Here is a 23,152-nt window from a genome sequence, read left to right on the forward strand (position 1 = left end):
CCCCGTCAGGGCATAGGTGAGGTGATCGATCACGGGAAAATCTTTCCGGTTATATGTTGCGGCCAGATGGGCTTCGGCCATCGCCATTCCCACGGCCATGGCGATTCCCTGGCCCAGCGGTCCCGTGGTCGCTTCCACCCCGTCTGTATGGCCCACTTCCGGGTGGCCGGGAGTTTTGGAACCCCACTTGCGAAATGCTTTCAAATCGTCCATGGATACGTCATAGCCGGACAGGTGCAGCAGGCTGTACAGCAGCATGGATCCGTGGCCCGCTGAAAGAATGAAGCGGTCCCGGTTAAACCATTTGGAATTTTTCGGATTGTGGTTCATAAAGTCGGTCCACAAGGTGTACGCCATCGGGGCAGCACCCATGGGCAGGCCCGGGTGGCCCGAGTTGGCTTTCTCAATGGCATCAATGGATAAGGTGCGAATTGTGTTGATTGATAGTTGTTCGGCAACGTTTGACATCATGCAATCTCCTTCTCAAGAAAAGGAATTTTTACTCCTGTTTCAGGTTGAGCAAAATCATTTTTTCTTTTAATTGTTTTTGGATAAAGCCAGGTTCTCCTGCTTATTCTCCTGATAGAAGTAATAAGCAAGATACAGGAATGATAACACCGGTACCACAAATGATATTTGCATGGAACCAAAAATATCAGAGAACAATCCCTGAATTGGCGGTGTTACAGCTCCGCCGATAATAGACATAACCAAAATTGCGCCGGCTGTTTCTCTGTATTTGTCTTTAACCGTTTCCAGTGTTCTACCATATATGGTTGGCCACAACGGACCGAATAATACGCTTACAAAGACGGCCCCATATACGGCTGTCATGTTTGGTACCAGCACAACATAGGTTAACAACATGGTACCAATTATAGAGTAGATTGTTAATACCAATGTTGTTCTGAATTTGGCTATCAGGAAGTTGGCCAGGAATCTTCCGATAAAGAAGGCGATAAAGCTGTACACCATGAAATTGGAAGCAAAACGTTCGTTCACTTCAGGATTGATATCCAGAGCCAGGCGGATCGTAAATGACCAGACGGTTGTTTGCAATCCCATATAAATGAACTGAGCGAGGATCCCTTTTTTGAACGGGGTGTTTTTGATCAAATATTTCAGTGTCTCAACCAGGCCAACCCCGCTTTTGTCAGCCTTTGTCTCCACGGCTTTTGTGTTCGGGAACTTGAAGATGATAAACATGACTAATACAACAAACAAAATCATCAGAATGAATTTATACGTCACCAACGTACGTTGGAGCATTTCCAGGCTAAATTGCTCCGCTTCAGCCGGACTCATGCCGGCGAGTTGTGATTCAAGACTTGCCCCTTCGGTAAACACAAAGTATTTACCTAGCAGAATACCGGTCATGGCGCCAATTGGATAAAAGACTTGCGCGATATTAATCCTTTGAGTAGCGCTTTCTTTTGGGCCAAGCATGGTAGTATAGGTATTTGCTGAAGTTTCCAGAAAGCTTAATCCAACGGCGATGGCAAAGATGGAAAACAGGAAGAAACCATAAGTTACTGAGTTGGATGCCGGGAAGAACAGGAAACAACCAATAATGTAAAAGATCAACCCAATAACAATTGCCACACGGTAACTGGTCTTCTTGATCACCGTTGCCGCCGGTATGGCAAGCAGGAAATATCCTCCGTAAAAAGCACTTTGTACGAAACCTGTCGCAAAATCGCTTAATTCAAACACTGTTTTGAACTGTGTGATCAAAATGTCATTCAAACTTGCCGCTGCACCCCATAACGGAAATAACAGCGTAACCAGTACAAACTGCAATATGGGAACACGGTTTAAATAGCCGTCAGGATATTGAACAAGCTTTTTATTATTCATAATTGATCCACCTTTACATTTATTGGTCCTTTCCTCAACGCTTCGACTTCTTCCATGGTCGGCAATGAAGGTTGTGCACCCAGTTTTGTGACAGTTAAAGCAGATGCTGCCACTGCCAGTTCAATGGCCTGATCAATACTCAAATCTTTTGACAAGCCAAAAGCAAAACTGCCAATAAAGGAATCTCCGGCTGCAGTCGTATCAACCGCCTTTACCTTGTAAGGCTTGAAGTGCTCAAATTGTTCATGGTTTCGGCAGACAACCCCTTTTTCTCCAAGAGTGATAATTACATTTTTGTAGCCCTGATTTAACAACATTTCCGAAGCTTTTCTGGCGTCTTCCAGGCTTTTGACTTCCACGTTTGCCAATAGACTGGCCTCAGTTTCATTTGGAATAATATAATCCACTTTATTTACAATATCCGGATTGATTTTCTGTGCCGGAGCAGGGTTGAGAATTACTGTTTTTCCATGTCTGTTGGCAAGATCAACTGCCTTGTAAACAGTTGCCATCGGAATTTCCAACTGCAAGACAACAATATCTGAAGTCCTGATTACCGTTTCCATGTTTTCAATATCCTGTTCCGTCAGTTTCAGGTTTGCTCCCGGGACAACGATAATCCGGTTGTTTCCTGTTGAATCGATAACAATATTGCCGATTCCGGTACTTGCTTCGGGATCAAACAATACAGAATGGAAATCAATCCCGTTTGCCTTCAGGGCTTCCATATGCTCTTTCCCGAAATCATCTTTCCCAAGCTTTCCGGCCATCGTTACATTTCCGCCCAATCTGGCCGCGGCAACTGCCTGGTTCGCTCCCTTTCCGCCCGTAAACCGGTTAAATGTTTTTCCAATCGTCGTTTCTCCTTCTACCGGAACCTTATCAGTCTGCACTACCAAATCTGTCATAAAACTGCCTATGACCAATATCTTTTTCATGATAGACATCCTTCTCTCTGTCATTTTTCAATAAAGCCACCCTCTAGCAGTTGTTTGCCCAGACTTCCGCCCGGATGGTATAATCCGAAATCTTTCTTTTTAAACCCTTTCATTCTGGAAACGGTTACGGCCAGGGCATCTCCAACCACCAATGTTGCGGTTGAACTGTTGGTAGGAGCCAGATTATGCTGGTCCGCTTCCCGATCGACGCAAACTTCTATAGTAATCTCGCTATTTTTGGCCAATGTCGAATTTTTGTTTCCAGTCATGGAAAGCAGACTGGCACCAATCATTTTGATGGATGGCAGCGTATTCAAAACTTCTTTCGTTTCCCCGCTGTTGGAAATGGCAATCACAATATCATCTTTTTCGATCATTCCCAAGTCACCATGAACCGCCTCTGTCGCATGAACAAAAAACGCCGGTGTTCCTGTACTTGCAAAGGTTGCAGCCAGTTTCTTCCCTATATGTCCTGATTTTCCAACACCCAGAAAAATAACTTTCCCCTTGCAATTCAATATTTTTTCGACTGCTTGTGCATAAGCATCGTCAACATTCTCCTTCACGCCAATGATCGAACTGATTTCTGATTCCATGACTTCGGCTATCATTTCTTTAATACTCATGTTAAAACTCCCTTTTCCTGTGGAAATTCAATTGAAATGCACTTGAACAACCATTCTTTGCCTGTTTGTTTTTATTAGAGGGTGATGTAATCGATTTCTATACAAGCGTTTTTAAATATAACCAAATACCGTTTCCGATGTTGTTTGGTAATCGATTTCTATACTGCCATTTTTTTAAAATCGATTACTAAAACGTAATCGATTTACAGGATTTCTTTCACCGAATTTCCAGGCATAAATATACTCTCAGTTATAATACTGGCATTTTTCAGCTGTTTTTTATTTTTCAATTGATCCAGCAACAATTCGGCTACCTTTCTGCCAATATAGGTTGTGTCCTGTTCAACACAGGTGATCCGGGGACACATTAAATCCTGATTGGCCAATGCGCCAAAGGAAATGAGGGAAAGATCGTCTGGAATATTTACGTTGCCTTCTTTCAACACTTTCATTGCACCTTTTGTCATCAGGTTATTGCAACTGAATAAAGCAGTCGGCAATTCATCGCCTGTTTGCAGGAACTGTTTCAACACATCATAAGCTTTCTTTTCTTCAAAGCCGCCGTTATAAATCCACTTCTCATCAATAGACAGGCCATGGTCCTCCATTGCTTTTTTATAACCCAGAAAACGTTCTTCTCCGGTACTTGTGTTCAGGGTGCCGTTAATGATGCCAATTTTCTTGTGGCCTTTTTTGATCAGGAATTCGGTTAAAGAACAGGCTTCTTTAAAATTATCTGTCCCTACAAACGGCAATTGCAAATCTTTTATTTTCCTGTCTACCAGGACAATCGGCACATTTTGATTGATCAACTCTGATAAATCCGTATTTTGACTGTCACTTGGGGCAATGGCGATTGCATCAATGTTTCTGCTCAGCAGCATACGGATAATTTCTTTCTCTTTTTTGGGGGATTCATCCGTATTGCAGGTAATCAGGTTGTACCCCTCTGTGAAAAGATAATCATCAATTTGCTTGGCAATATTCGTATAGTAAGGATTTTTTATATCTGCCACAATAATTGCAACCAGATTGGATTTTCTGGATCGTAAGTTCCTTGCAACCAGATTTGGTTCGTAGTTTAATTCCTTCATGGCTTTAAGTACCTTTTTTTTGGTTTCGATGTTAACCGGGTAGTTATCATTTAATACCCTGGAAACGGTTGCAGTAGAAACGCCTGTATATTTAGCGATATCTTTCATTGTGACATTCTTTGACTTCACCAACATCACCCTTCTCAAAAATACGTGGGAAAAGGCTATCTGACACCAACCGTAAGCAAAATATTTGCAAAGGTACGTGTTTCACCCGTATTTATTCCCAGTATTATATTCTTGGCTTGAGCTGCTTCATAAAACTCATAGCGGCCCAGTTTATCCAATTCTCCAGTATCCAGTATATCAATAAATTCCTTGAAAATCTCGGGTTCTTCCCCGCCTTGTGGATCCATAACCTCAGCTTTTTCAAAATTCGTTGTGTTATTCAATACTTTCAATACATCAGTAACTGTTGGCAGGTCTGGAGCCAGTCCAAGAAAAACTCTGGTTGTGTTTTCATTGGTGCAGGAATTCAACGGGTAATTTCCATCAGCAATCAGGATTTTGTCTCCATGACCGCAAGAAGCAACGACTTCCAGAATTTTGGGATGAATACAATCTGTTGTTAACATAATAGCCCTCCTATATATATTGCTTACAAGTTGGCATTGAATATAGTAATCGATTAATAGAAATCGATTTCACAATCAATTATAGTTTGCTTATCTGGAAATGTCAATGGCTTACATTTTGTTGGCTCATTATGGAAACTTTCCAAAGATAACGGCATTGTGACACAAAAACCCCCGATGAAATTACCGGGGGAAAATTGGCCGATTCTTTATTTCAACGGTCGGATTTCTTCCTTTTCCTGCGTCGGATTCCATACTTGTAAGCCTTTCGGATAGCTGTTGATTGACTGATTTTCAGGACCCTGGCAACTTCATAAGAACTTCCGTATTTTTCAAAAGCAGCGGTCAGAATACTGCACTCTGCCCGTTCGATTGCCTGCCGGAACCCTCCCGCTTCCCAAAAATTGCTTCTGCCATGCAAAAGGACATCTGTATTCTCCGTTTGCTTCCCGGAAACGGAAAAAACCTCTTCAACCGTAATATGTCCATCGGTTGAAAGAGACAGATGTTCCGGGAGAATCTCATGACAGGAGGTAGTGACAACCAGGCGTTCAATAAAATTGGCCAGTTCGCGAATATTTCCCGGCCAGGGATAGTTCTGAAAAATTTCAAGGGCTTCAGGCGTCAGTTTCTTCTCCGTCTGGTATTTTCGGTTATATTTATCCAAAAAAAACCGGGTCAGCGGCAATATTTCCTCCGGCCGTTTCCTGAGCGGCGGGATTTCAATCGGTACCACATACAGCCGATAATACAGATCCTCGCGAAATTGCCCGTCTGCCACCATTTTTTTTAAATTCCGATTGGTTGCGGCAATAATTCTTGCATTGACTTTTTTGGTTTTGACGCCGCCTACCCGGTGAAATTCCTGATCCTGCAATACACGTAGCAGTTTTACCTGCAGATGGAGAGGCAATTCCCCGATTTCGTCGAGAAAAAGCGTCCCGTTATTGGCCAGTTCAAACAGTCCGGGTTTCCCGTTTTTATTTGCTCCGGTAAATGCGCCCGATTCATAGCCAAAAAGTTCGGATTCCAGCAGTTCCTGGGGAATCGCACCGCAATTCACCTTAATAAATGAGCCTTTTTCATACTGTTTGCTGTTTTTGTGGATCATGCGGGCAACTACTTCTTTTCCAACGCCCGACTCGCCGAGCAACAATACAGTCGTATCCGTCATCGCCACACGCCCGGCCACTTCCATCACCTGTTTCATTGCCGGACTGGCAACCACGACCGGTTCGTCTTTCGCGTGGAATTTGCGCAATTGCGACAGTTCTTCACGCAGCCGGTTCAGCTCTGTAATATCGCGGAGATTGGTAACAACCCGGATTACTTCTCCCTGGTCATTAAACACGGGACTCCCGGTCATCATGATAACTTTTCCGCGCCAATTTTCCTGAATCCGGGTAACCGGCTTTTTCTGTTTAATCACTTCCATCGATACCGATTTATCGACAAATCCTCTCTTTTCAAGATAACGCATATCCTTGCCGATATAATATTCTTTCGGAATGCCTGTCAGCCGTTCAATCGCATTATTTGTCTTTCGCGTAATCCCGTTGGCATCGACAATATAAATGGCATCATAGGAATTTTGAATGGTTGCATCCAGCTCATCTCCAACCGCTTTGGCCTCAGCCAGCTGCTGCTCCATTTTTTCCAGAGGGGTTATGTTTGTTGCATGGAGGATGGCTCTTGTTTCGTTGGCGCTGTCTGAATACGAGTAGAGATTCAGCTGCAATCCCATCCCTTTGTGCCTGATTTTCCAGCTGGCCGGCAAAACACCGGTCCCGGAAAGATATTGTTCCAGCCGGGCAATTTTCCACAATTCTTTTGGTTCTCCAAACCACTTTCGAATCATTTCACTGGCATATAAAACAGTATGATTCCGGGCAAAGACAACCATTCCCGTTTCCAGATTTCTGATCGCTTCTTCCCTGTCTTCTTTCCCCATCCTGAACCCCCTTTTTTCCGGAAAAATTGCATACGTATGAATTATCTGTCAATAGTGAATAATCCTCTATATTTTTATTGTCAACAAACAAAAAACAAACGACGATTTGCCGTTTGTCACAGAGGCGGAAATGGATCTGGTTGACTGTTGCACCCATGGCCGCTTTAAAACCGGTATCCTTCAGGATCTTTTATTTTCCCAGCAGCCGGGCGGCAATGATATTTTTCTGGATTTCACTGGTTCCTTCATAAATCCTGGTGATCCTGGCATCCCGATAGAAACGTTCGACTGCATACTCCTTCATATAGCCGATACCGCCGAAAATTTGCAGTGCCCGGTCGGCAACTCTGTTAAATGTTTCGCTGGCATAGTATTTTGTCATGGCCGCTTCTTTGATCGCTTTTTCTCCATTTTCCAGCTTTTGAGCGACCTGGTAATTAAAAGCCCGTCCAACTTCCGTTTCAGTGGCCATATCAGACAGCATCCATCGCAATCCCTGATTTTCCGCGATTGGCCTTCCGAACTGCACACGTTGTTTCATATAAGCAGCGGCGAGCTCAATCAGCTTCAGACAAGAGCCGTACGCCCGTGCCGCCAGAGTGCACCGCCCTTCTGTCAGGATTTTAAGAGCTGAAACATATCCCATCCCTACTTCGCCGATCACATTTTCTGCAGGTACTTCACAATCTTCAAAATACAGCTGGGCGGTGTGTGAACCCCTTAAGCCCATTTTTCTGTCAACTGCTCCTACCTGAAAGCCGGGAAAACTTTTTTCAACGGCAAACGCCGTAAATCCGCCCCTGACTCCCCTGGCGGGGTCGGTAACAGCAATCACAGTAAAAAGATCAGCATCCGGGCCATTGGTAATGAAATGTTTCATCCCGTTCAAGATCCAGCGATCTCCTTTTTTCTCGGCCCGCGTTTTCAGATTGGCGGCATCCGATCCGGCTTCAGGTTCTGTCAGGGCAAAGGCAGCCAGCAATTTTCCTTTCGCCAGATCCGGTAAATATTTCTGTTTCAGATATTCACTTCCCAGGCGGACAATTCCCGTACTGCCAATGCCGGTATGGGCGCTGATGATCGAAACAAAGCCATTATGGGTTCGTCCCAGATTTTCCAGCACCAGGCATTTTCCGGTCACACCAAGACCAAGTCCTCCATATTCTTCCGGAATCCCTATCCCAAACAGGCCCAATTGTTTGGCCTGCTCCAACAGATGTTCGGGAACGCGATTCTCTTCTTCGATCTGATTGGCGTACGGCTCCACTTCTTTCTCCGCAAAATTCTTTACCGTCTTTGCAATCTGTTGCAATTCCCGGGAAAATACAATCATGGCTGACGCTCCTTTCTCATAGATGGAAGTAACCGGATCCAGTAATTTTGCGCTGAATCTCTTAAGGTTCCCTCATGGTTCTGCTTCGTTTATCACAAAATTCCTGACGACCGGACCAATGGACCGGATCTCTTCGCATGGTAACCCTTTTATGAACTGCTGCCTGACTATGCATTGGATTAAATATTGACATTTATATAAAATTAATGACCTAATTACCATTTCTCTTTTTCTCTTCTTCGGCCAGCACCCTGCGCAAAATTTTGCCTACAGCCGTTTTGGGCAAAGATTTACGAAACTCAATCTGTTTTGGCACTTTGAATGGAGCCAGATTCCTGCGGCAAAACTGCTCAATCTCTTTTCCGGTAACCTGGGCCTCCGGTTTCAGCACAATAAACGCTTTTACCGTCTCTCCCCGATACGGGTCCGTCACCCCAACCACCGCCGCTTCCATTACAGCCGGATGGGTGTAGAGCACTTCCTCAATTTCACGCGGATAAATATTATAGCCGCTGGCAATGATCAGATCCTTTTTCCGATCAACGATATAAAAAAAACCGTCCTGATCCATACGGGCGATATTCCCGGTAAATAACCAGCCGTCCCGTATGGCCTGCTTTGTCTCTTCCGGCATGTTCCAGTAACCTTTCATCACCTGGGGCCCACGAATTACCAGTTCTCCAGCTTCGCCGATCGGCAATGTTTCTGTCCCCGTCTTAAGATCAACAATCCGGGCTTCTGTTCCGGGAAGCGGAATTCCCACACTGCCCGGCTTTTTCTGCCCGGTACGGGGCGTGTTGTGCGTGGTAGGAGAAGCTTCAGAAAGTCCATAGCCTTCATACATGCTGGCCCCTGTTTTTTTCTCGAACGACTGGATCAGTTCCACCGGGATCGGCGCCGAACCGCTGTTGCAGATGCGAATCGAATCAATCCCGTACTGCTCCGCTTTCGGGTAGGAATTTAACGCCACATACATCGTAGGAACCCCGGGAAAACAGGTGGGACGATATTTTTTTATCGTCTGCAACACTTCCAGCGGTTCAAACCTGGACAGCAAGATTATTGTACTGCCATTTAAAATTCCCAAGTTCATCGCGCACGTCATGCCGTATATATGAAACAGGGGAATGGCGATCAAAATCCTGTCTGTTTCGGTAAGCGAATTGCCACGCGAGTGGTCGTTCAGTTGCAGTACATTGGTTACCAGATTGAAATGGGTAAGCATCGCACCCTTGGACCTGCCTGTGGTTCCGCCAGTATATTGGAAAACGGCCACATCCCGCTCAGGATCAATCGGCTCATCATCAGCCATAAAAGAAGTTCCCGCCAGGAGGTTGTCCCAGGAAACGGTATTTTGAGCCAATCCCGGGAAAACGGATTCGTCCGGTTTGACGACAACCACTTTTCTGAGACGGGAAAAAAGGTTTGTTTTTTTGAAGCGGGAATATAAATCGCCGAAAACTATTAAAACATCCGCACCTGAATCCTGTAAAACAAATTCGATTTCCCGTTTGGTGTACATCGGGTTAACCTGGACAACAATCGCTCCACACCGCAGAATTCCATAAAAAGCGACCACATATTGGGGGCAGTTGGGAAGCATTAATCCGATGCGATCCCCTTTTTTGACTCCAAGGCGCCTGAATGCCCCTGCCGCCAATCTCGATAAATCCTGTAACTTCCGGTAAGAAATTTCCGTCTCATAAAACTGGACGGCTGTCCTGTCCCCGTGTTGCCTGACGGTTTGATCAAGCATTTGCGGCAGCGACAGAAGCCTGCGTTGAATCGGTTTCCCTTTTGCATGGCTGACACTGCCAACCACGGTTACCATTTTCATTGATCATTCCCCTTTTTGAGAACGGATTTTATGTCCAGAATGGCAAAAGAGGCACTGGAAACAGCAATCAGTTCGCCATCCCCGGACAACAGTTTGCACTCTGCTACGGCAGTACGCTTGCCGAGGTGAAGGAGCTCCGCTTTTGTCTTCAACTTTCCCTCGTGAACGGCACGTATATAGTTGATCTTCATTTCGGAGGTGACGGATATTTTCCCGGGCGGCAATGCTTGAAAAACCATGGACCCCATAGTCGTATCGGCAATATAGGCGAGGACGCCTCCATGTACCGCCTGGTTCAGGTTAAACAGAAACGGGGTTACTTCCGTTTCAAATTGAAACGTTTTTTCCCCTGCCCATTGACCTTTAAAGCCGATCATTTCATGGAGATGAGTGGACACATTATTCCTGACGTTTAAAATCGCCTGCCTGACCCGTTTGAGCAGGAGTTTCTCCAGTTCAGTCCCGGATTCCGCCACTTCCTGAAAAAAATCATTTCTCATTAAATCCCTCCCCGCACATACAGGACTTGCCCGGTAATGAAACTGGATTCTTCAGAAACGAGGAACAGGACCGCATTGGCGATATCGCGAGGTTTCCCGGTACGTCCCAGAAGCGAACGTTCTGCAGCCGCTTTTTTCAGCTCCTCAAACGATATGCCGATCCTTTCCGCGGTTGCCCTGGTCATATCAGTCTCAATAAAACCAGGCGCCACCGCATTTACATTGATGTTAAACTTGCCCAGTTCAATGGCCAGTGTTTTCGTAAAACCCTGAATCCCGGCCTTCGCCGTTGCATAATTTAACTGTCCCCGGTTGCCGAGCGCCGAAGTGGAACTGAAGTTGACGATTTTCCCGTACCGCTGCGGCACCATGAAGCGTTGAGCTGCCCGGGAAGCATAAAACGCCCCTTTCAAATGCACATTCATGACGGTATCCCAATCGTCATCCGTCATTTTATGGACCAGATTGTCACGAATCACTCCCGCATTGTTCACCAGTATGTGCACCTGTCCAAACGTATCCGCCGTTTTTTGCACCATCTCTTCAACCTGTTGCCGATTTGTGATATCACAGGGTACCGCAATCGCATCCCCGCCTGCCTCGCAAATTGCGGCTGCCGTTTGCTCACATGCTTCCTCATTGATATCGGTCACCGTGATCCTTGCCCCTTCTTCAGCAAGACGCCTTGCTGTCGCTGCACCAATCCCTCTTCCGGAACCTGTCACAATAGCTGCACGATCTTTCAACCTCACGATTGATCCACTCCTTTATTAGTCAGTCTTGCAGTAAAAAAATCCATTCACTTGAGGGGAACCGTGTATTTCGCCCGCCCGATCGCCACTTTGTCCCCATTTTGCGTGGAAGCCCACACTTCACAGGAAACCGCCTGCTTTTTCCCCTCAATCCGGATTTCAGTCACTTTGCCTTCGCAAGTGATGATATCTCCGGGACGGACCATCCCCGTAAAGCGAATTCCAAAAGTACGCAAATCTCCCTCAACGCCAATTGTATCGGTCATCATCTGGCCGACAAAGGCCATGGTCAGCATGCCGTGGGCGATCACTCCGCCCAGACCGGCTTCTTTTGCATACTCATCAACCGTATGGATCGGGTTGAAATCACCGGAAGCGCCTGAATACATCACCAACTGTGTTTTTGTAACAGGCGGTTTCACCAGCGGCCCAATCGGATCACCTGGCTGAAATGGTCTCACGGCCGAAAACCTCCCTCCTGCGCGCGATAAATCACATTGGACCAGGCAATGAATACGGTTTTCCCTTCTTCATCGGTTCCTTTCTGCTCATAGACCAGAAAAATCATGCGCCCCAGTTTCCCTTTCTTCTCATAAACGTCAGCCAGTCTGGTTGAGCAATACAACACCTCTCCGGCATAAATGGGACGGAAATATTCAAAATGCTGTTCCCCGTGAATCAGGCCGTCCCGTTTGACGGAAAAGCCGGGAAGCTCTCCATAATCAAACGTACGGCTGAATGTTGGCGGAGCGATAATCTTTCCATAACGCGTCTTTTTCGCATATTCCTCATCACGATAAATCGGGTTTGAATCACCGATCGCATCGGCAAATTTTCGAATCGCTCCTTTTTCCACTTCATTTTTTACGGGAGTGGACTCCACCCCCACAAATGCCTGAAACTGGCTCAAATTCATTTCATCTTCCTCCTTTCCCAACTTATCTCCCATATTTGGCGATCGCCCGCGAAATCACCATTCGCTGGATTTCCGCTGTCCCTTCCCAGATTTGATAGATCTTGGCGTCGCGGGCCCACTTTTCAACCGGATATTCCTTGACATATCCGTACCCGCCAAGGATTTGAATGGCGTCAATCGTTGTTGCCATCGCTACGTCCCCTGCAAACAATTTGGCCATACTGCCTTCCCCCCGCTGAAAACGGACCCCTTTGTGGCGCATCCAGCCAGCCCGCCATGTCAACAGCCTGGCCGCATCAATCCGGGTGGCCATATCGGCCAATTTAAAAGCTACCGCCTGATGTTCAACAATGGGTTTTCCAAACTGGATCCGTTCTTTCGCATAACCCAACGCATATTCATAAGCGGCCCGGGCGATGCCAATGGCGGAGGAAGCCACGCCGGGGCGAGTATGTTCAAGCATTTTCAGGGCACCGATATAACCCGGTACATACTCCTGATCACCCGGTTCTCCACCCAGCCGGTTTTCAACCGGAATACGAACATCTTCCATGATAACCTGGGCAGTGTGGGAAGCCCGGACGCCCATTTTCCTTTCCTTGCGGCCCATCGAAAAACCGGGAATGTTCTTGTCATCGATGATAAACGCAGCAACACCTCCCCAGCCCTTGCTCCGGTCAAGGCTGGCGAACACGACATGAATGTCCGCAATGCCGCCGTTGGTGATAAACTGCTTTGTTCCATTCAATACGTAGTGATCGCCTTCCCGCCGCGCAGTCGTTTGGATAGAAGAAACATCCGAGCCTGCCCCCGGTTCCGTAAGTCCCATTGCCCCGATCTTGCAATTGTCCGGGTCACAAAGAATCGGCAGCCATTTTTTCTTTTGCCGGGTCGTTCCCATCGCCATTATCGCCGCAGCAGGAAGATGGGAACCGCTGACGGCAACGGCAATCCCGGCACAACCCCATGCCAGTTCCTCAGACACCAATAGACTGGTGACCGGATCGTCAATTCCGCCCCCTCCGTATTCCTCGGGATAGGAAAAAGTCGTAAGTCCGATCTTGTGGGCTTTTTTTACAATCTCCCAGGGAAATTCCTCGGTTTCATCGTAATAAGCGGCTTTCGGGCGAATTTCCTTTTCCGCAAATTCATGAGCCAGTCGTTGGATTTCACGCTGCTCCCGTGTCAACTCAAAATCGATCATCTTTATGAATGCCTCCTTGACAACGGTAAATTCTTCTTCCCTATTGAATCAGCCAGCCACCGTCAACAACAATGTTTGCCCCCGTGACATAAGATGCGTCTTCTGAAACAAGAAAAGCGACTGCACCCGCCACCTCCTCAGGCCTTCCCACCCGTTTCAGCGCCGTATGGCGCAAGATGCTGTTCGCAAATCTCTCGTTTTTCAAACCGGCTTCTGTCAGCGGAGTTTCAATAAATCCGGGACTGACGCAGTTCACCCGGATTCCGTATCGCGCCAGTTCATGGGCAAAAGCATGGGTAAGATTGATCACTCCCGCTTTGGCAGCGGAATAATGGGCAATTCGCGTACCAGGCCTGATTCCCGAAATGGACGCAATGTTGACAATGGATCGCCCGTCACCTCCCTGCATCAGCTTTGACAATTCCTTCGTCATCAGAAAAACGCTGCGCAAATTGGCCGCTTGTACTTCCTCCCATTCTGTTGCCGTAATATCTGATAGTCTGTTATGCCTTGAACCCCCTGCATTGTTTACAAGAATATCAATCTGGCCAAAACGCTCACGGACAAATCCAGCCAGTAACTTAACCTGGTTTTCATCGGTCACATCCGCGGTATAAACCGTTGCCGAGGCTTTATCAATATCTCCCGCCACTTTTTCCAATTTGAAACGTGTGCGCCCTGCCAGAACAAGATTTGCCCCTTCCCGGGCCAATCTTCTTGCGATCGCTTCCCCGATGCCGCTTCCTGCACCTGTGACGACTGCCACTTTTCCTTTGAGCCGCATGCCTGTTCCTCCTTTACCGGCTTCCGGATCTTCCGCTGCTCCTGATTTTAAAAGAGCCAAGTAGCGTGTGGCTTCCTCCCGCTTTCAACATTGCACCATGCACAAGACCCCCTCGCTGTTCGTTTTGCTGTGAACAAATCCCGTGTAATCAATTGCCAAAAACAAAAAAATCTATATATTTAAAAAGCAATTTGTATGCCAACCTCCCATCTACAGCAGAAAGGTGATACATTTAAGCCTCCTGCAGATTTTATTGAATCGGAGGTGTTTTTCAATCCTCAAATTAAATCATTTACGCATGAAATAATTCGACTTTGACTTAGCAAGATTGACTTAAGTTGTTTTAGTTATATTCAGACATTTTACTTACTCGTATTTTGCCAATAAAAGCAAAAAACACATACTGCTTTTGATTTTTGATAGAACAAGAAACTATCTCAAAATCAGAAAGCGGCATGTGTTATCCATCAATTTATTCATTTACCTGATTATAACTTTTCCAGTAAAAATTTGGTTAAAATATAATTAAATTCTTCTGGTTTTTCCCATTGGGGCCAGTGGCCGGCATCTTTAATAACAATAAATTCACTATTCGGAATCATTTTCTTAAGTTGCTTTCCCTCTTCTACTGTTGATGTCGGATCATGGTCTGTCCAAGCCAATAATGTTGGAACATTAATCTTACTGCACCACGATGGATCCCATGAATATCGTTCTCTTACCTTAATATCCTGAAGACACACAATGTTATAGACTGCTTCTTGATATTCAGGTCTTGTATAAATATCATAACGTGTTTTTATTAATTCATCCGTTACTTGACTTTTATCATACATTAACCATTCAAGTCTTGTTTTGACATTTTCATAATTGGCTTCAACTACTGCTTTTATTGTCGAATCCTTCAGTCTTTTCATTACTTCCGGCTTGTTATTTACATTTCCAGGTGTATTCAGCACCATGGCTTGTGTATACTCAGGATGATACGCTGCAAACCATGCAGCTACCCAGCCTCCCAAAGATTCTCCTGAAAGACAGACTTTTGACAGGCCAAGTGCCTGAATGACCCATAAAAGGTGGTCACTATAGTAATCAATACCATATTCCCGATTTGGTTTATCCGTATAGCCATGACCTACCATATCAATGCAAATCACACGAAACTTTTCACTTAAGCCTTTTACATTCCTTGCATAAGCTTCAATATGTCCTCCTGTACCATGAAGCAAAATAAGAGGCTCACCCTTTCCTGCTTCCAATACCCTTGTTTTAATTCCATTTGCATCCAAATAATATAACTTGAATTCTACATCCGCCAAATCTGTCCAAATAGTCATCTTAATCTCTCCCTGACTGAATTGAAAATATTTCCGCATGAAAACGATTGTACAAATTTTACAATGGCCATTCCGGTTATCCATTCCGGAATAGGTTCATAAAATGCCAGTTCTGATTCAAATTCCTGGAGAGCACCTGACAAAACAAGCCAGTTTCGGATTTCCTGCCCCCCATTGCCTCCGTTTTCCTCAATAAATTCGGTTGACCATTTTCTAATTGATTCAAAGTCTCGATCCTTGATTAATTGTAAAAACAGCCGGTCCCATTCTTCATTTACCGGACCTGATTTGATCCGGGTTACTCTCGCCTTTCGTGTTTCCAAATACTTCTCAAGCTGTTCTATTTCTTGACGGCCGTTTTGGAGAATGCGAATCAATTCCTGATCCTCCGGTTTGTTACTTTCGATTTTTGGAATTGGCACCCAATGGGATAAACCGCCAGAAGCTATGATAGCCACTTTTTTATTTGACTCCCATGACTCAATTGCTTTACGTAATATTTTGCCTAATTGAAAACAACGATCCATTGTCGGTAACGGCAACGCAACTGTATTGACCGCGATTGGTACAATCTGCATATTCAATTCAGGGTTTAGAAAATGGATAATCTGTGTATGACCATGGTCTACTTTCATTTTCATTGTGAAAGAAAAGTCTATATGATTTTCTAACCCGGTTGTCAAAATATGTTTGGCCAGGTCTTGTTCGACAGGGATTTTGTACTGAGGAATTTCCCAATCACCCCATCCTTCACATTCACCAATCCCAATCGTAAAAGATGGCATATGATCGTAAAAATAACTGTTAAAATGATCATCAGAAATTAATACAATTACATCTACTTTCATTTCTTCTAACCATTTTTTCATTTTCCTGGTTGTCTCAATAAACTGCTTCCCCCGATCTCCAGCCGCAGCTTCACTCGTCATAATCATAGGGCTGTGTGACATTGCAACACCTGCCATTATGTCAGCCATTTTCTCAACCCCCTGAATAACTTTTTCAGCACAAATATTTCCTGCAATCGCCTTAGCCCCTGACTCCTGAATCAAATCCAAACAAATCCTTGCCATAAGCCGCCAGTGCATCTTCGATTAATGAGGTTTTATGAGTAGCAACTGATAAAATATCTCTTATCATAAGTTCGATAATTCCGCCTTTATAAAGAGCTGCTCCTCCAAGTGTCAAGAGGATTTTTACAGCAATATCTGTACAATTTTTTATAATTTGTGTTCTGATTGCAAAGTACTCTGAACGCTTTGTTTTCCATCTGCCTCTTTTACTGTTTTCCAGTAAAGCAAAATACTTATCCATCAATGCATCGGCTGCATGTAACTGTGTCGTTATTTCAGCTAATACTCTTTGGCTTCGGGGGGACTCACTTTCTCTTATTCCATCCATCAATCGAATACGATTCTCGGTAGCCTTTTTAAATTCTTCAATCAAGCGCTCTGTACCCCCTAATGCTATGTTAGGAAAGCCTAAATAAAAAGCAGGATAGAATGGAACATGGTATAATGGATAATCCTTGTCATAATCTTCTTCAGGTGGTCTTCCAGTTGCATCGGCTGCCTTCAAACGTAAAATACGCTCCATGGGAACGTAAACATTGTCCGCAATTACCTGGTTACTGCCGGTTCCTCTAAGCCCGAAAGTATCCCAGTTATTTATAACTTTAACTTCTGATCTTTTTAACATTGGCAGACAAACTTCAGGTTCTGAACTATCAGAAAAATGGATTTTAACACCAAGGCCGACCCAATCACTGTAATTAACGCCGCTGGCAAAATCCCATTTTCCACTGATCCGATATCCATTACCATCTTTTTCTGCTTTTCCTACTGCCGCAAATACATCACAAATGAGACCCCCTTGATTTATAATTTCTTCTCTTCCTTTTTCAGGAAGATAAGCTGGCAATATGTTGTGTAAAGGATAAAGATAAGTCAACCAGCCTGCTGAAACATTGTGATATGATACAATCCGGACAATTTTTGCAAACGTTCTCAAATTGATTTGAGGTCCGCCATATTTTTTAGGAAGCATAATCTTGGATATCTGAGTCTCTTTTATAAGATTGATTACATTTTCAGAAACTGTCGCATTCTTCTCTGCTTCTTGTGCTTCACGTTCTGCAAGTTCACCAATTCTCTTTGCGCCCTCCAATAACTCTTTAATGATTGTACTTTGTTCCATTAGCAGATCATTCTTCATACCAAGTCACCCCTTTTAAATTATTCAACGACTGTCAGTGAGTTATTCATTGCATTATTGATATCACTTGTATATTTGCTTTAAATAAAGTATATTTAATTAGGAATATTTTAACTAGAACAAAAAGTATTTATATTTTTTATATTTATAAATATTTTTTGTTCTTTTCAGAAAATAACACCAGTCAGAATATGAATATTATTCGGCAATAAATAAAGACCGCCCAGTTTGATCTGAACGGTTCTTTGTTTAAGAATAATGATCCATTTTCTATATAAAGTCTATTTCTCCAAGCGCAACCAATGATTTAATGATTAGAAACAGCTGATTCATTTCATTTGAATCGCGAAGATCCTTTTCCAATAAACCTTCTATTCTTTTAATTCTATGCCTTAATCCACTCATTGAAAGTTTAAGATCATCCATTGTTTGTTTGAGTTTCCCGCCATTTTTCAAGTAGATGTATAAAGTTTTAAGCAGTTCGACTGATCTTGGATCCTTTTGATTATATAAAGGTCCCAACTCTTCTTCCGCCATCATTTTTATCCCACTTGTATTTTTCGAATTGATCAATACACCAATAATTCCCAATGAATGAAATTCAGCAATTTTCTTTTTCATGGTCAATCGTAAAGCAATGGAGGCTTCCTCATAATGCCTTGAAGCATTTTCAATACGATCCCCCTGGTTACTGATTCCTGTCATGAAATCAACTCCAGGATATTTTTGCTTCAATTCATTTTGAAAATTTTTTATTATATCAGGGATCATCAGTTTCTCATTGCTTTCTTTCGTCATTAACAAAATAATATTTCCTTCACGCTGTCCTACTAATACAGGGTATTTTTTTCTGTTAAAAAATCGAAAAGCTGTTTCAAGAATTTGCTCTTGTAAAAGAAATTCTTCTTCAACAGACAGTTCTGCCAATTGTGTTTTTCTATATTTCATTACCATGATGTGATAAGGTTTTCTCAGATCAAGACCTGCAAATTTTCCTCTACTGATGATATCTTTGACTGGAAGTTGAGCACCTAGTATTTGCTCAAGAAAGTTACCCTTCATCCTCTCAAATGACTCAAACCTTGTCTTTTCATTTAGTAAGACCAGAGAAGCTGCATTGGCAAAACGATCTAAAAGTAAATAATCTTCTTCAGGTTTATGTTTTTTCTCATCATTATATATAAAGGAACAATATCCCAAAACTTCCTTTTGAACTATAATTGGCGTAATCAGTCGTTCCTGATTAGCTGTCTTGATTGTCTTCTTTCTGAATGGCAAATAATGTTTTTCCTTTTGTATATATTGATCCATATCTGCCTTCAGATTTAAACAGCTTTTTTCTGACAACCCTGCATATGTAATAGTTTCAAAGTTCATATCTTCAATCATAACCGGAATCTGAATCATATCATAAACCATATCAACAATAGTTTGTAAATCACTTCCATTTAATATTTCTTCTGTTAATTTTGTTTGAAAATCAGACAGTCGTGTAACAAATGTTTGTCGTTCAAGTAATTGTTCATAAGTGTACTTAAGCTCCTCTCGAATAGGCGTTTCATAATAAAAATGCAATTCCTCATACATGCCGCTTTCCCAATCTTTTTTAGTCCTCGTAATCCAGCTGCATTCTGGATCTCCTTTTCCAATACATTTAACCTCTTTTGCAAGAACAGGCTGTCCGCATATTGTCGACATAAAACCACTTGAATAACCGATCAGGGTATGACAAGTTTGTTTATCGGATATCCCTGCTCTTTTAATATGCTCAACTGCTTCATAAGAGTCAATCCACGTTCCCTTTCCAAATAATGAAACAATATTATGTTCATCATCAAGCTCAACCGTGCATTCATGTGTGAATCCTCTAATATGTCTGTTGTTCATATGAATGATGGGACCTTGCTTAATTAATGATTCCAAAGAAGAGCCCGATTTTAAAGCTTGCTTAGCATCATTTACACCCATTTCCCATCCAAATCTGACAAGGAATCCTTTTATTCTTTCTTCCCCAATATTTCTGGCCAATTGTTGGCGAAGGATTCCCAAAGCAGTTGAAAATGTAATCATTTGACGGTGATTTTTTTCTATTTTGGGATTATATCTCTGATCCTTTATTTGAATTTCCATTTCAAACCACCCCTTTTTGGTTTGAACAACTTTAATCTGATTTCCTAATGATCAATATTATGAATATTAAATATATTCTTTTAATAACAAATAAACCCCTTCAAAAAACAGAAGGAGTTTGTGAGTTTGTTTAAGCGAACTTAAAATTTGGAAAATCAGGCAAGCTTCTCACTTTACTTTTTATCCTGACCTGGTAGAAAATTTTCTATTTTCGACATTCATACAATATGGTTTGGGCAATGCCAATAAAGTACTCCGATTCGCGAATAATATGGTTCATAACCACTTGAGCAGTCATATTTCCTTTAAACGCCTGACTCCGTTCACGGATGATCCGGCACAACTCTATAAACTGTTCACTTTGGTGCAGGCAAAATCTTACCAGTTCCATGACCCTGTGCTGCAACTGAGGAGAAATCCTGTGCGGGGATCGGATAACGGTTTCGATCCAGCGAACCACGCGCTGGTGTGTATTTGTCAGAGCGCTTTCCCATTCATTCAATGCTTCAACATATCGGGGTTCAAGATTTTTTACCAACTCCCGGATAACGACTGTATGTTCCGATTCCTGCTGTTTCCAGAATTCCGCTTCGTCCAGAATACGAAGTGGCATTTTCTCCCCGTAATAAAATTGCATGGTATCCCCCCTTTATTCCTGTCGCCAGTAAATATATGCCGGGAAAAAGAAGATATTACCCACGTCACCCGCTTGTGAGTTGATGAGGAAAAATATAAAAAACGAAGCCAATAAAAGAACAGCGAAAACAGAAGCAATTTATGCAAAAAATATATTTTTATGGATTAAAAAATCCCGTTGCCAGTTAAAGGTAACGGGATTTGACTTCACTTTGGAAATGACCATAAACCCTTCAGAATGCATATGAAATGGATATTTTCATTTTCTTTTACTGCTTTGGTGTAACAGGCTGATAAGGAAATGAGCCGTTTTATGCGATCTGCTTCAACAATTCTTCTCTCTTGATCTTTTTGTCACTGCCTGCCGGATAGTTTTCCAGGAGATATTTCTTTAACTGTTCCGCCCATTCTTCCTGATATCCGTCTACTTTTTTTATACTTTCCATAAAGTTGTCTATTGTTTCATCATCGACTGTTTCTATAGCTTGCGGGACATATTCTTCCTTTTCATATTGATATGCTTGCCAAGTAACATAAAAAACTGCCTCGGTTACACAAAACCATACTGCTTCTTCTTGAGGATCAATTTCATCATTAATGAAAGCCACCCCTTCAATATGGCATAACCCATCAGTTTCATTATCTAATCTCAAATAAAGTTCATCTCCACTTTGCATTTTCTTTTCTACCCATTCCCAACACATATCGATAGATTTTCTTGCTAGATCGTACCATTTGTAATTTTCTATTTTATTCATTATTTTTTCTGTTAACGTTAATAAATAAGCAACTTTTGCATCTGCACTCACATTCTCAACCCATTTCATACTTAAAATCTCCTTATCCTTCAATATATTTACCATTTTTCAATACAAAGAATTGTTTTCCAACAGCTCTTTTTCCCTCTATAATTTCTGATGTAACAATTATTTCGAGATTGGGATACATTTTACTGAATTTAAAAAATATCCCTTTTTCTGCTTTAGAATTATTAATTCCCGCAATACATGCTGTACAGGCACCTCTTGGATTTGATTGATGTACATATAGTTTTCCAGAAACTTCGCTTGGATTTAATTTAGCTTTTTTTACTGCTTCTTCAAATTCAGCCATCAAATATTCTTCAGCATGCCTAGTAAATCGCGGACTTCTAAATGTTGACTTAATCGTTCTATTTGGATATTTAACTTCCAAAGGCTTTAAGCCTGCTTCTTTTGGTGCTGCTTTTATCACTCCCGGTGATGCACCTCTAAACACTTCACCTTCCAAACCTTCAATGTCTGTTCTGCCAACTGCAATAGTATGTTTATCAGTATTTACCTTTTCTCTCCATTTTTTTAAATCACTTTTCAGAAGGTCTGTTATGCCAGTATCAATACAATTTGGATTTACCGCCAGGAAAAAGGCGTGGTATCCTCCTGTTTGCCGAACAGCAATACAATCGTCAACTTTGGCGATCAGGTTCTTTACAATCGGTGTTCTGGCCAGAAACGGTTCCAGTGATCCAAAGGCCTTATTTACTACTGGCTGGGCAAAATGAACGAATCCGACAGCTCCGGCTCCAAAAAAACCTGCCAATATCGCGTTTTTCCAATTGATCTTCCGACCATGCAGGAGATCGTCTGCTATGGTGGTTCCTGTCCCTTCCACTGAGCTTATAAATCCGGTTTTGGTAAATATTTTTTGGATCGGGGCTGGTAACCTGGAAGCCAGTTTTTGTCCTCCGCGAAGTACTGATCCCAAGATTTTGGAATTTTTGACACTCATGATCAGCCTTTGCCCAAATCCGGTCGCCAGTCCTTTTGAAACACTTCCGGCAATGCCAAGCCCAAAGATTCCAAGCAATCCGCCAAACGCCGCTTCCAGGAAGGTATTTTCATTGATGCCTCCGTCGAGAATGATACTTGTCAGGAATGAAATGCCCATTCCCCATAATATGTAAGTTCCCAACCCGGACGTAGGAGGAAAGAAGCACAGTATAATGCCGGTCAATAAAACTATCGTAAAAGCTATATATTCTTTATATTTCACCACCCATTCCCAAGTTGCCGACAGAGCATCAATCACAACCTCTGCTATTTTGGAGCAAATCTCGGTAAACCAGTCCCAAAAAGCAGCTGCGTTTTCTTTTGTCCATTTCCAGGCTCCTGAGATTTTGTCCGTTGTCCAATCCCAAGCTTTTGAAAATGGTTCGGTAATAAAATCCAGAAATCCTTCCTTTTCTTCGACCGGTGGAAACGAAACGGGCTGTTCCTTCTGCACCGGAACCTTCTGTTCAAATTGGTCAAATTTATCATTGACCGTTGGAACATCAAAACTACTGTCCGCATGAACTATCCCTTGAGTCAAAAGGCTTATTCCTGCAAAAGTAATCAACAAGAGCATGAGAAATCGAAGAAGTTGTTTACCCCTCATGTTGGGTTACACCATTCCTTTTTCTTTATATATTACCTTGAACAATTGATAAT

Annotated in this window: 24 protein-coding genes; 2 read left to right on the forward strand and 22 right to left on the reverse strand. The window is 43.0% G+C overall.

What is annotated here, in order from left to right:
* The 20 genes from H2C83_RS14230 to H2C83_RS14325 form a co-directional block, all read right to left on the reverse strand.
* The coding region (locus H2C83_RS14230) for a thiamine pyrophosphate-binding protein (RefSeq protein WP_512700745.1) at positions 1-468 on the reverse strand (468 nt) is incomplete at its 3' end.
* 69 nt (positions 469-537) lie between these two features.
* Positions 538-1,857 carry an L-fucose:H+ symporter permease gene (gene fucP / locus H2C83_RS14235; protein ID WP_181741868.1) on the reverse strand — a complete coding sequence of 440 codons (1,320 nt, stop codon included), beginning with the start codon at positions 1,855-1,857 and terminating at the stop codon, positions 538-540.
* Positions 1,854-2,795 carry a ribokinase gene (rbsK, locus tag H2C83_RS14240; protein WP_181741869.1) on the reverse strand — a complete coding sequence of 314 codons (942 nt, stop codon included), beginning with the start codon at positions 2,793-2,795 and terminating at the stop codon, positions 1,854-1,856. The genes fucP and rbsK overlap by 4 nt, the downstream gene beginning before the upstream one ends.
* 20 nt (positions 2,796-2,815) lie before the next feature.
* Complete coding sequence (locus H2C83_RS14245) at positions 2,816-3,421, reverse strand: KpsF/GutQ family sugar-phosphate isomerase (protein WP_181741870.1); 606 nt, start codon at positions 3,419-3,421, stop codon at positions 2,816-2,818.
* A gap of 203 nt (positions 3,422-3,624) precedes the next feature.
* Positions 3,625-4,644 (reverse strand): LacI family DNA-binding transcriptional regulator, encoded by a 1,020-nt coding sequence (locus H2C83_RS14250; RefSeq protein ID WP_181741871.1) that lies wholly within the window; start codon positions 4,642-4,644, stop codon positions 3,625-3,627.
* Between the two features lie 35 nt (positions 4,645-4,679).
* The gene (locus H2C83_RS14255) at positions 4,680-5,090 is read right to left on the reverse strand and encodes an RbsD/FucU family protein (RefSeq protein WP_181741872.1); all 411 of its coding nucleotides are present in this window, start codon (positions 5,088-5,090) and stop codon (positions 4,680-4,682) included.
* A gap of 214 nt (positions 5,091-5,304) precedes the next feature.
* Entirely contained in the window at positions 5,305-7,041 is a 1,737-nt protein-coding gene (locus H2C83_RS14260) for a sigma-54 interaction domain-containing protein (protein ID WP_181741873.1), read from the reverse strand.
* A gap of 190 nt (positions 7,042-7,231) precedes the next feature.
* On the reverse strand, positions 7,232-8,374 hold the full coding sequence (locus tag H2C83_RS14265) for an acyl-CoA dehydrogenase family protein (RefSeq protein ID WP_181741874.1): 1,143 nt from the start codon (positions 8,372-8,374) through the stop codon (positions 7,232-7,234).
* Positions 8,375-8,585: 211 nt separating this feature from the next.
* Complete coding sequence (locus tag H2C83_RS14270) at positions 8,586-10,211, reverse strand: long-chain-fatty-acid--CoA ligase (protein ID WP_181741875.1); 1,626 nt, start codon at positions 10,209-10,211, stop codon at positions 8,586-8,588.
* Positions 10,208-10,711, reverse strand: coding sequence for a PaaI family thioesterase (locus H2C83_RS14275; protein WP_181741876.1), 504 nt, complete (start codon positions 10,709-10,711; stop codon positions 10,208-10,210). Before H2C83_RS14275 ends, H2C83_RS14270 begins: the two co-directional genes overlap by 4 nt.
* Positions 10,711-11,463: an SDR family NAD(P)-dependent oxidoreductase gene (locus tag H2C83_RS14280; protein ID WP_181741877.1), complete on the reverse strand. Its 753-nt coding sequence runs from the start codon at positions 11,461-11,463 to the stop codon at positions 10,711-10,713. The genes H2C83_RS14275 and H2C83_RS14280 overlap by 1 nt, the downstream gene beginning before the upstream one ends.
* A gap of 47 nt (positions 11,464-11,510) precedes the next feature.
* Positions 11,511-11,924, reverse strand: coding sequence for a MaoC/PaaZ C-terminal domain-containing protein (locus tag H2C83_RS14285; RefSeq protein ID WP_181741878.1), 414 nt, complete (start codon positions 11,922-11,924; stop codon positions 11,511-11,513).
* The gene (locus tag H2C83_RS14290) at positions 11,921-12,379 is read right to left on the reverse strand and encodes a MaoC family dehydratase N-terminal domain-containing protein (protein WP_181741879.1); all 459 of its coding nucleotides are present in this window, start codon (positions 12,377-12,379) and stop codon (positions 11,921-11,923) included. The genes H2C83_RS14285 and H2C83_RS14290 overlap by 4 nt, the downstream gene beginning before the upstream one ends.
* 22 nt (positions 12,380-12,401) lie before the next feature.
* Complete coding sequence (locus tag H2C83_RS14295; protein ID WP_181741888.1) at positions 12,402-13,580, reverse strand: acyl-CoA dehydrogenase family protein; 1,179 nt, start codon at positions 13,578-13,580, stop codon at positions 12,402-12,404.
* Positions 13,581-13,623: 43 nt separating this feature from the next.
* The gene (locus H2C83_RS14300) at positions 13,624-14,367 is read right to left on the reverse strand and encodes an SDR family NAD(P)-dependent oxidoreductase (protein ID WP_181741889.1); all 744 of its coding nucleotides are present in this window, start codon (positions 14,365-14,367) and stop codon (positions 13,624-13,626) included.
* Between the two features lie 488 nt (positions 14,368-14,855).
* Positions 14,856-15,704 (reverse strand): alpha/beta fold hydrolase, encoded by an 849-nt coding sequence (locus H2C83_RS14305; RefSeq protein ID WP_181741880.1) that lies wholly within the window; start codon positions 15,702-15,704, stop codon positions 14,856-14,858.
* Positions 15,701-16,681, reverse strand: a complete 981-nt coding sequence (locus H2C83_RS14310; RefSeq protein WP_181741881.1) for a DODA-type extradiol aromatic ring-opening family dioxygenase — start codon at positions 16,679-16,681, stop codon at positions 15,701-15,703. Before H2C83_RS14310 ends, H2C83_RS14305 begins: the two co-directional genes overlap by 4 nt.
* A gap of 52 nt (positions 16,682-16,733) precedes the next feature.
* Complete coding sequence (locus H2C83_RS14315; RefSeq protein ID WP_181741882.1) at positions 16,734-17,918, reverse strand: acyl-CoA dehydrogenase family protein; 1,185 nt, start codon at positions 17,916-17,918, stop codon at positions 16,734-16,736.
* Positions 17,919-18,188: 270 nt separating this feature from the next.
* Complete coding sequence (locus tag H2C83_RS14320; RefSeq protein WP_181741883.1) at positions 18,189-20,048, reverse strand: XylR N-terminal domain-containing protein; 1,860 nt, start codon at positions 20,046-20,048, stop codon at positions 18,189-18,191.
* Positions 20,049-20,253: 205 nt separating this feature from the next.
* On the reverse strand, positions 20,254-20,685 hold the full coding sequence (locus H2C83_RS14325) for a DUF2935 domain-containing protein (RefSeq protein WP_181741884.1): 432 nt from the start codon (positions 20,683-20,685) through the stop codon (positions 20,254-20,256).
* Positions 20,686-20,764: 79 nt separating this feature from the next.
* Here H2C83_RS14325 and H2C83_RS14330 point away from each other — a divergent pair, with 79 nt between their 5' ends.
* Entirely contained in the window at positions 20,765-20,932 is a 168-nt protein-coding gene (locus H2C83_RS14330; RefSeq protein ID WP_181741885.1) for a hypothetical protein, read from the forward strand.
* A gap of 63 nt (positions 20,933-20,995) precedes the next feature.
* On the opposite strand, the gene H2C83_RS14335 is transcribed toward H2C83_RS14330, so the two are convergent.
* Positions 20,996-21,511, reverse strand: a complete 516-nt coding sequence (locus tag H2C83_RS14335; protein ID WP_181741886.1) for an Imm6 family immunity protein — start codon at positions 21,509-21,511, stop codon at positions 20,996-20,998.
* 13 nt (positions 21,512-21,524) lie between these two features.
* Positions 21,525-22,529, reverse strand: coding sequence for a hypothetical protein (locus H2C83_RS17860; protein WP_246333936.1), 1,005 nt, complete (start codon positions 22,527-22,529; stop codon positions 21,525-21,527).
* A gap of 136 nt (positions 22,530-22,665) precedes the next feature.
* Here H2C83_RS17860 and H2C83_RS14345 point away from each other — a divergent pair, with 136 nt between their 5' ends.
* A complete protein-coding gene (locus H2C83_RS14345; protein WP_181741887.1) occupies positions 22,666-23,016 on the forward strand; it encodes a hypothetical protein in 351 nt (116 codons plus the stop codon).
* The last annotated feature ends 136 nt before the right edge of the window (positions 23,017-23,152 follow it).

Source organism: Thermoactinomyces mirandus, assembly GCF_013868055.1.
Taxonomy (GTDB): Bacteria; Bacillota; Bacilli; order Thermoactinomycetales; family Thermoactinomycetaceae; genus Thermoactinomyces; species Thermoactinomyces mirandus.

Excerpts from the sequence above, each read along its gene's own strand:
- fucP (WP_181741868.1), bottom strand. The coding sequence starts at position 1,857 with ATGAATAATAAAAAGCTTGTTCAATATCCTGACGGCTATTTAAACCGT.
- rbsK (WP_181741869.1), bottom strand. The coding sequence starts at position 2,795 with ATGAAAAAGATATTGGTCATAGGCAGTTTTATGACAGATTTGGTAGTG.
- H2C83_RS14245 (WP_181741870.1), bottom strand. The coding sequence starts at position 3,421 with ATGAGTATTAAAGAAATGATAGCCGAAGTCATGGAATCAGAAATCAGT.
- H2C83_RS14255 (WP_181741872.1), bottom strand. The coding sequence starts at position 5,090 with ATGTTAACAACAGATTGTATTCATCCCAAAATTCTGGAAGTCGTTGCT.
- H2C83_RS14260 (WP_181741873.1), bottom strand. The coding sequence starts at position 7,041 with ATGGGGAAAGAAGACAGGGAAGAAGCGATCAGAAATCTGGAAACGGGA.
- H2C83_RS14265 (WP_181741874.1), bottom strand. The coding sequence starts at position 8,374 with ATGATTGTATTTTCCCGGGAATTGCAACAGATTGCAAAGACGGTAAAG.
- H2C83_RS14270 (WP_181741875.1), bottom strand. The coding sequence starts at position 10,211 with ATGAAAATGGTAACCGTGGTTGGCAGTGTCAGCCATGCAAAAGGGAAA.
- H2C83_RS14275 (WP_181741876.1), bottom strand. The coding sequence starts at position 10,711 with ATGAGAAATGATTTTTTTCAGGAAGTGGCGGAATCCGGGACTGAACTG.
- H2C83_RS14290 (WP_181741879.1), bottom strand. The coding sequence starts at position 12,379 with ATGAATTTGAGCCAGTTTCAGGCATTTGTGGGGGTGGAGTCCACTCCC.
- H2C83_RS14300 (WP_181741889.1), bottom strand. The coding sequence starts at position 14,367 with ATGCGGCTCAAAGGAAAAGTGGCAGTCGTCACAGGTGCAGGAAGCGGC.
- H2C83_RS14305 (WP_181741880.1), bottom strand. The coding sequence starts at position 15,704 with ATGACTATTTGGACAGATTTGGCGGATGTAGAATTCAAGTTATATTAT.
- H2C83_RS14310 (WP_181741881.1), bottom strand. The coding sequence starts at position 16,681 with ATGGCTGACATAATGGCAGGTGTTGCAATGTCACACAGCCCTATGATT.
- H2C83_RS14315 (WP_181741882.1), bottom strand. The coding sequence starts at position 17,918 with ATGAAGAATGATCTGCTAATGGAACAAAGTACAATCATTAAAGAGTTA.
- H2C83_RS14320 (WP_181741883.1), bottom strand. The coding sequence starts at position 20,048 with ATGGAAATTCAAATAAAGGATCAGAGATATAATCCCAAAATAGAAAAA.
- H2C83_RS14325 (WP_181741884.1), bottom strand. The coding sequence starts at position 20,685 with ATGCAATTTTATTACGGGGAGAAAATGCCACTTCGTATTCTGGACGAA.
- H2C83_RS14335 (WP_181741886.1), bottom strand. The coding sequence starts at position 21,511 with ATGAAATGGGTTGAGAATGTGAGTGCAGATGCAAAAGTTGCTTATTTA.
- H2C83_RS14345 (WP_181741887.1), top strand. The coding sequence starts at position 22,666 with ATGCCGGTCAATAAAACTATCGTAAAAGCTATATATTCTTTATATTTC.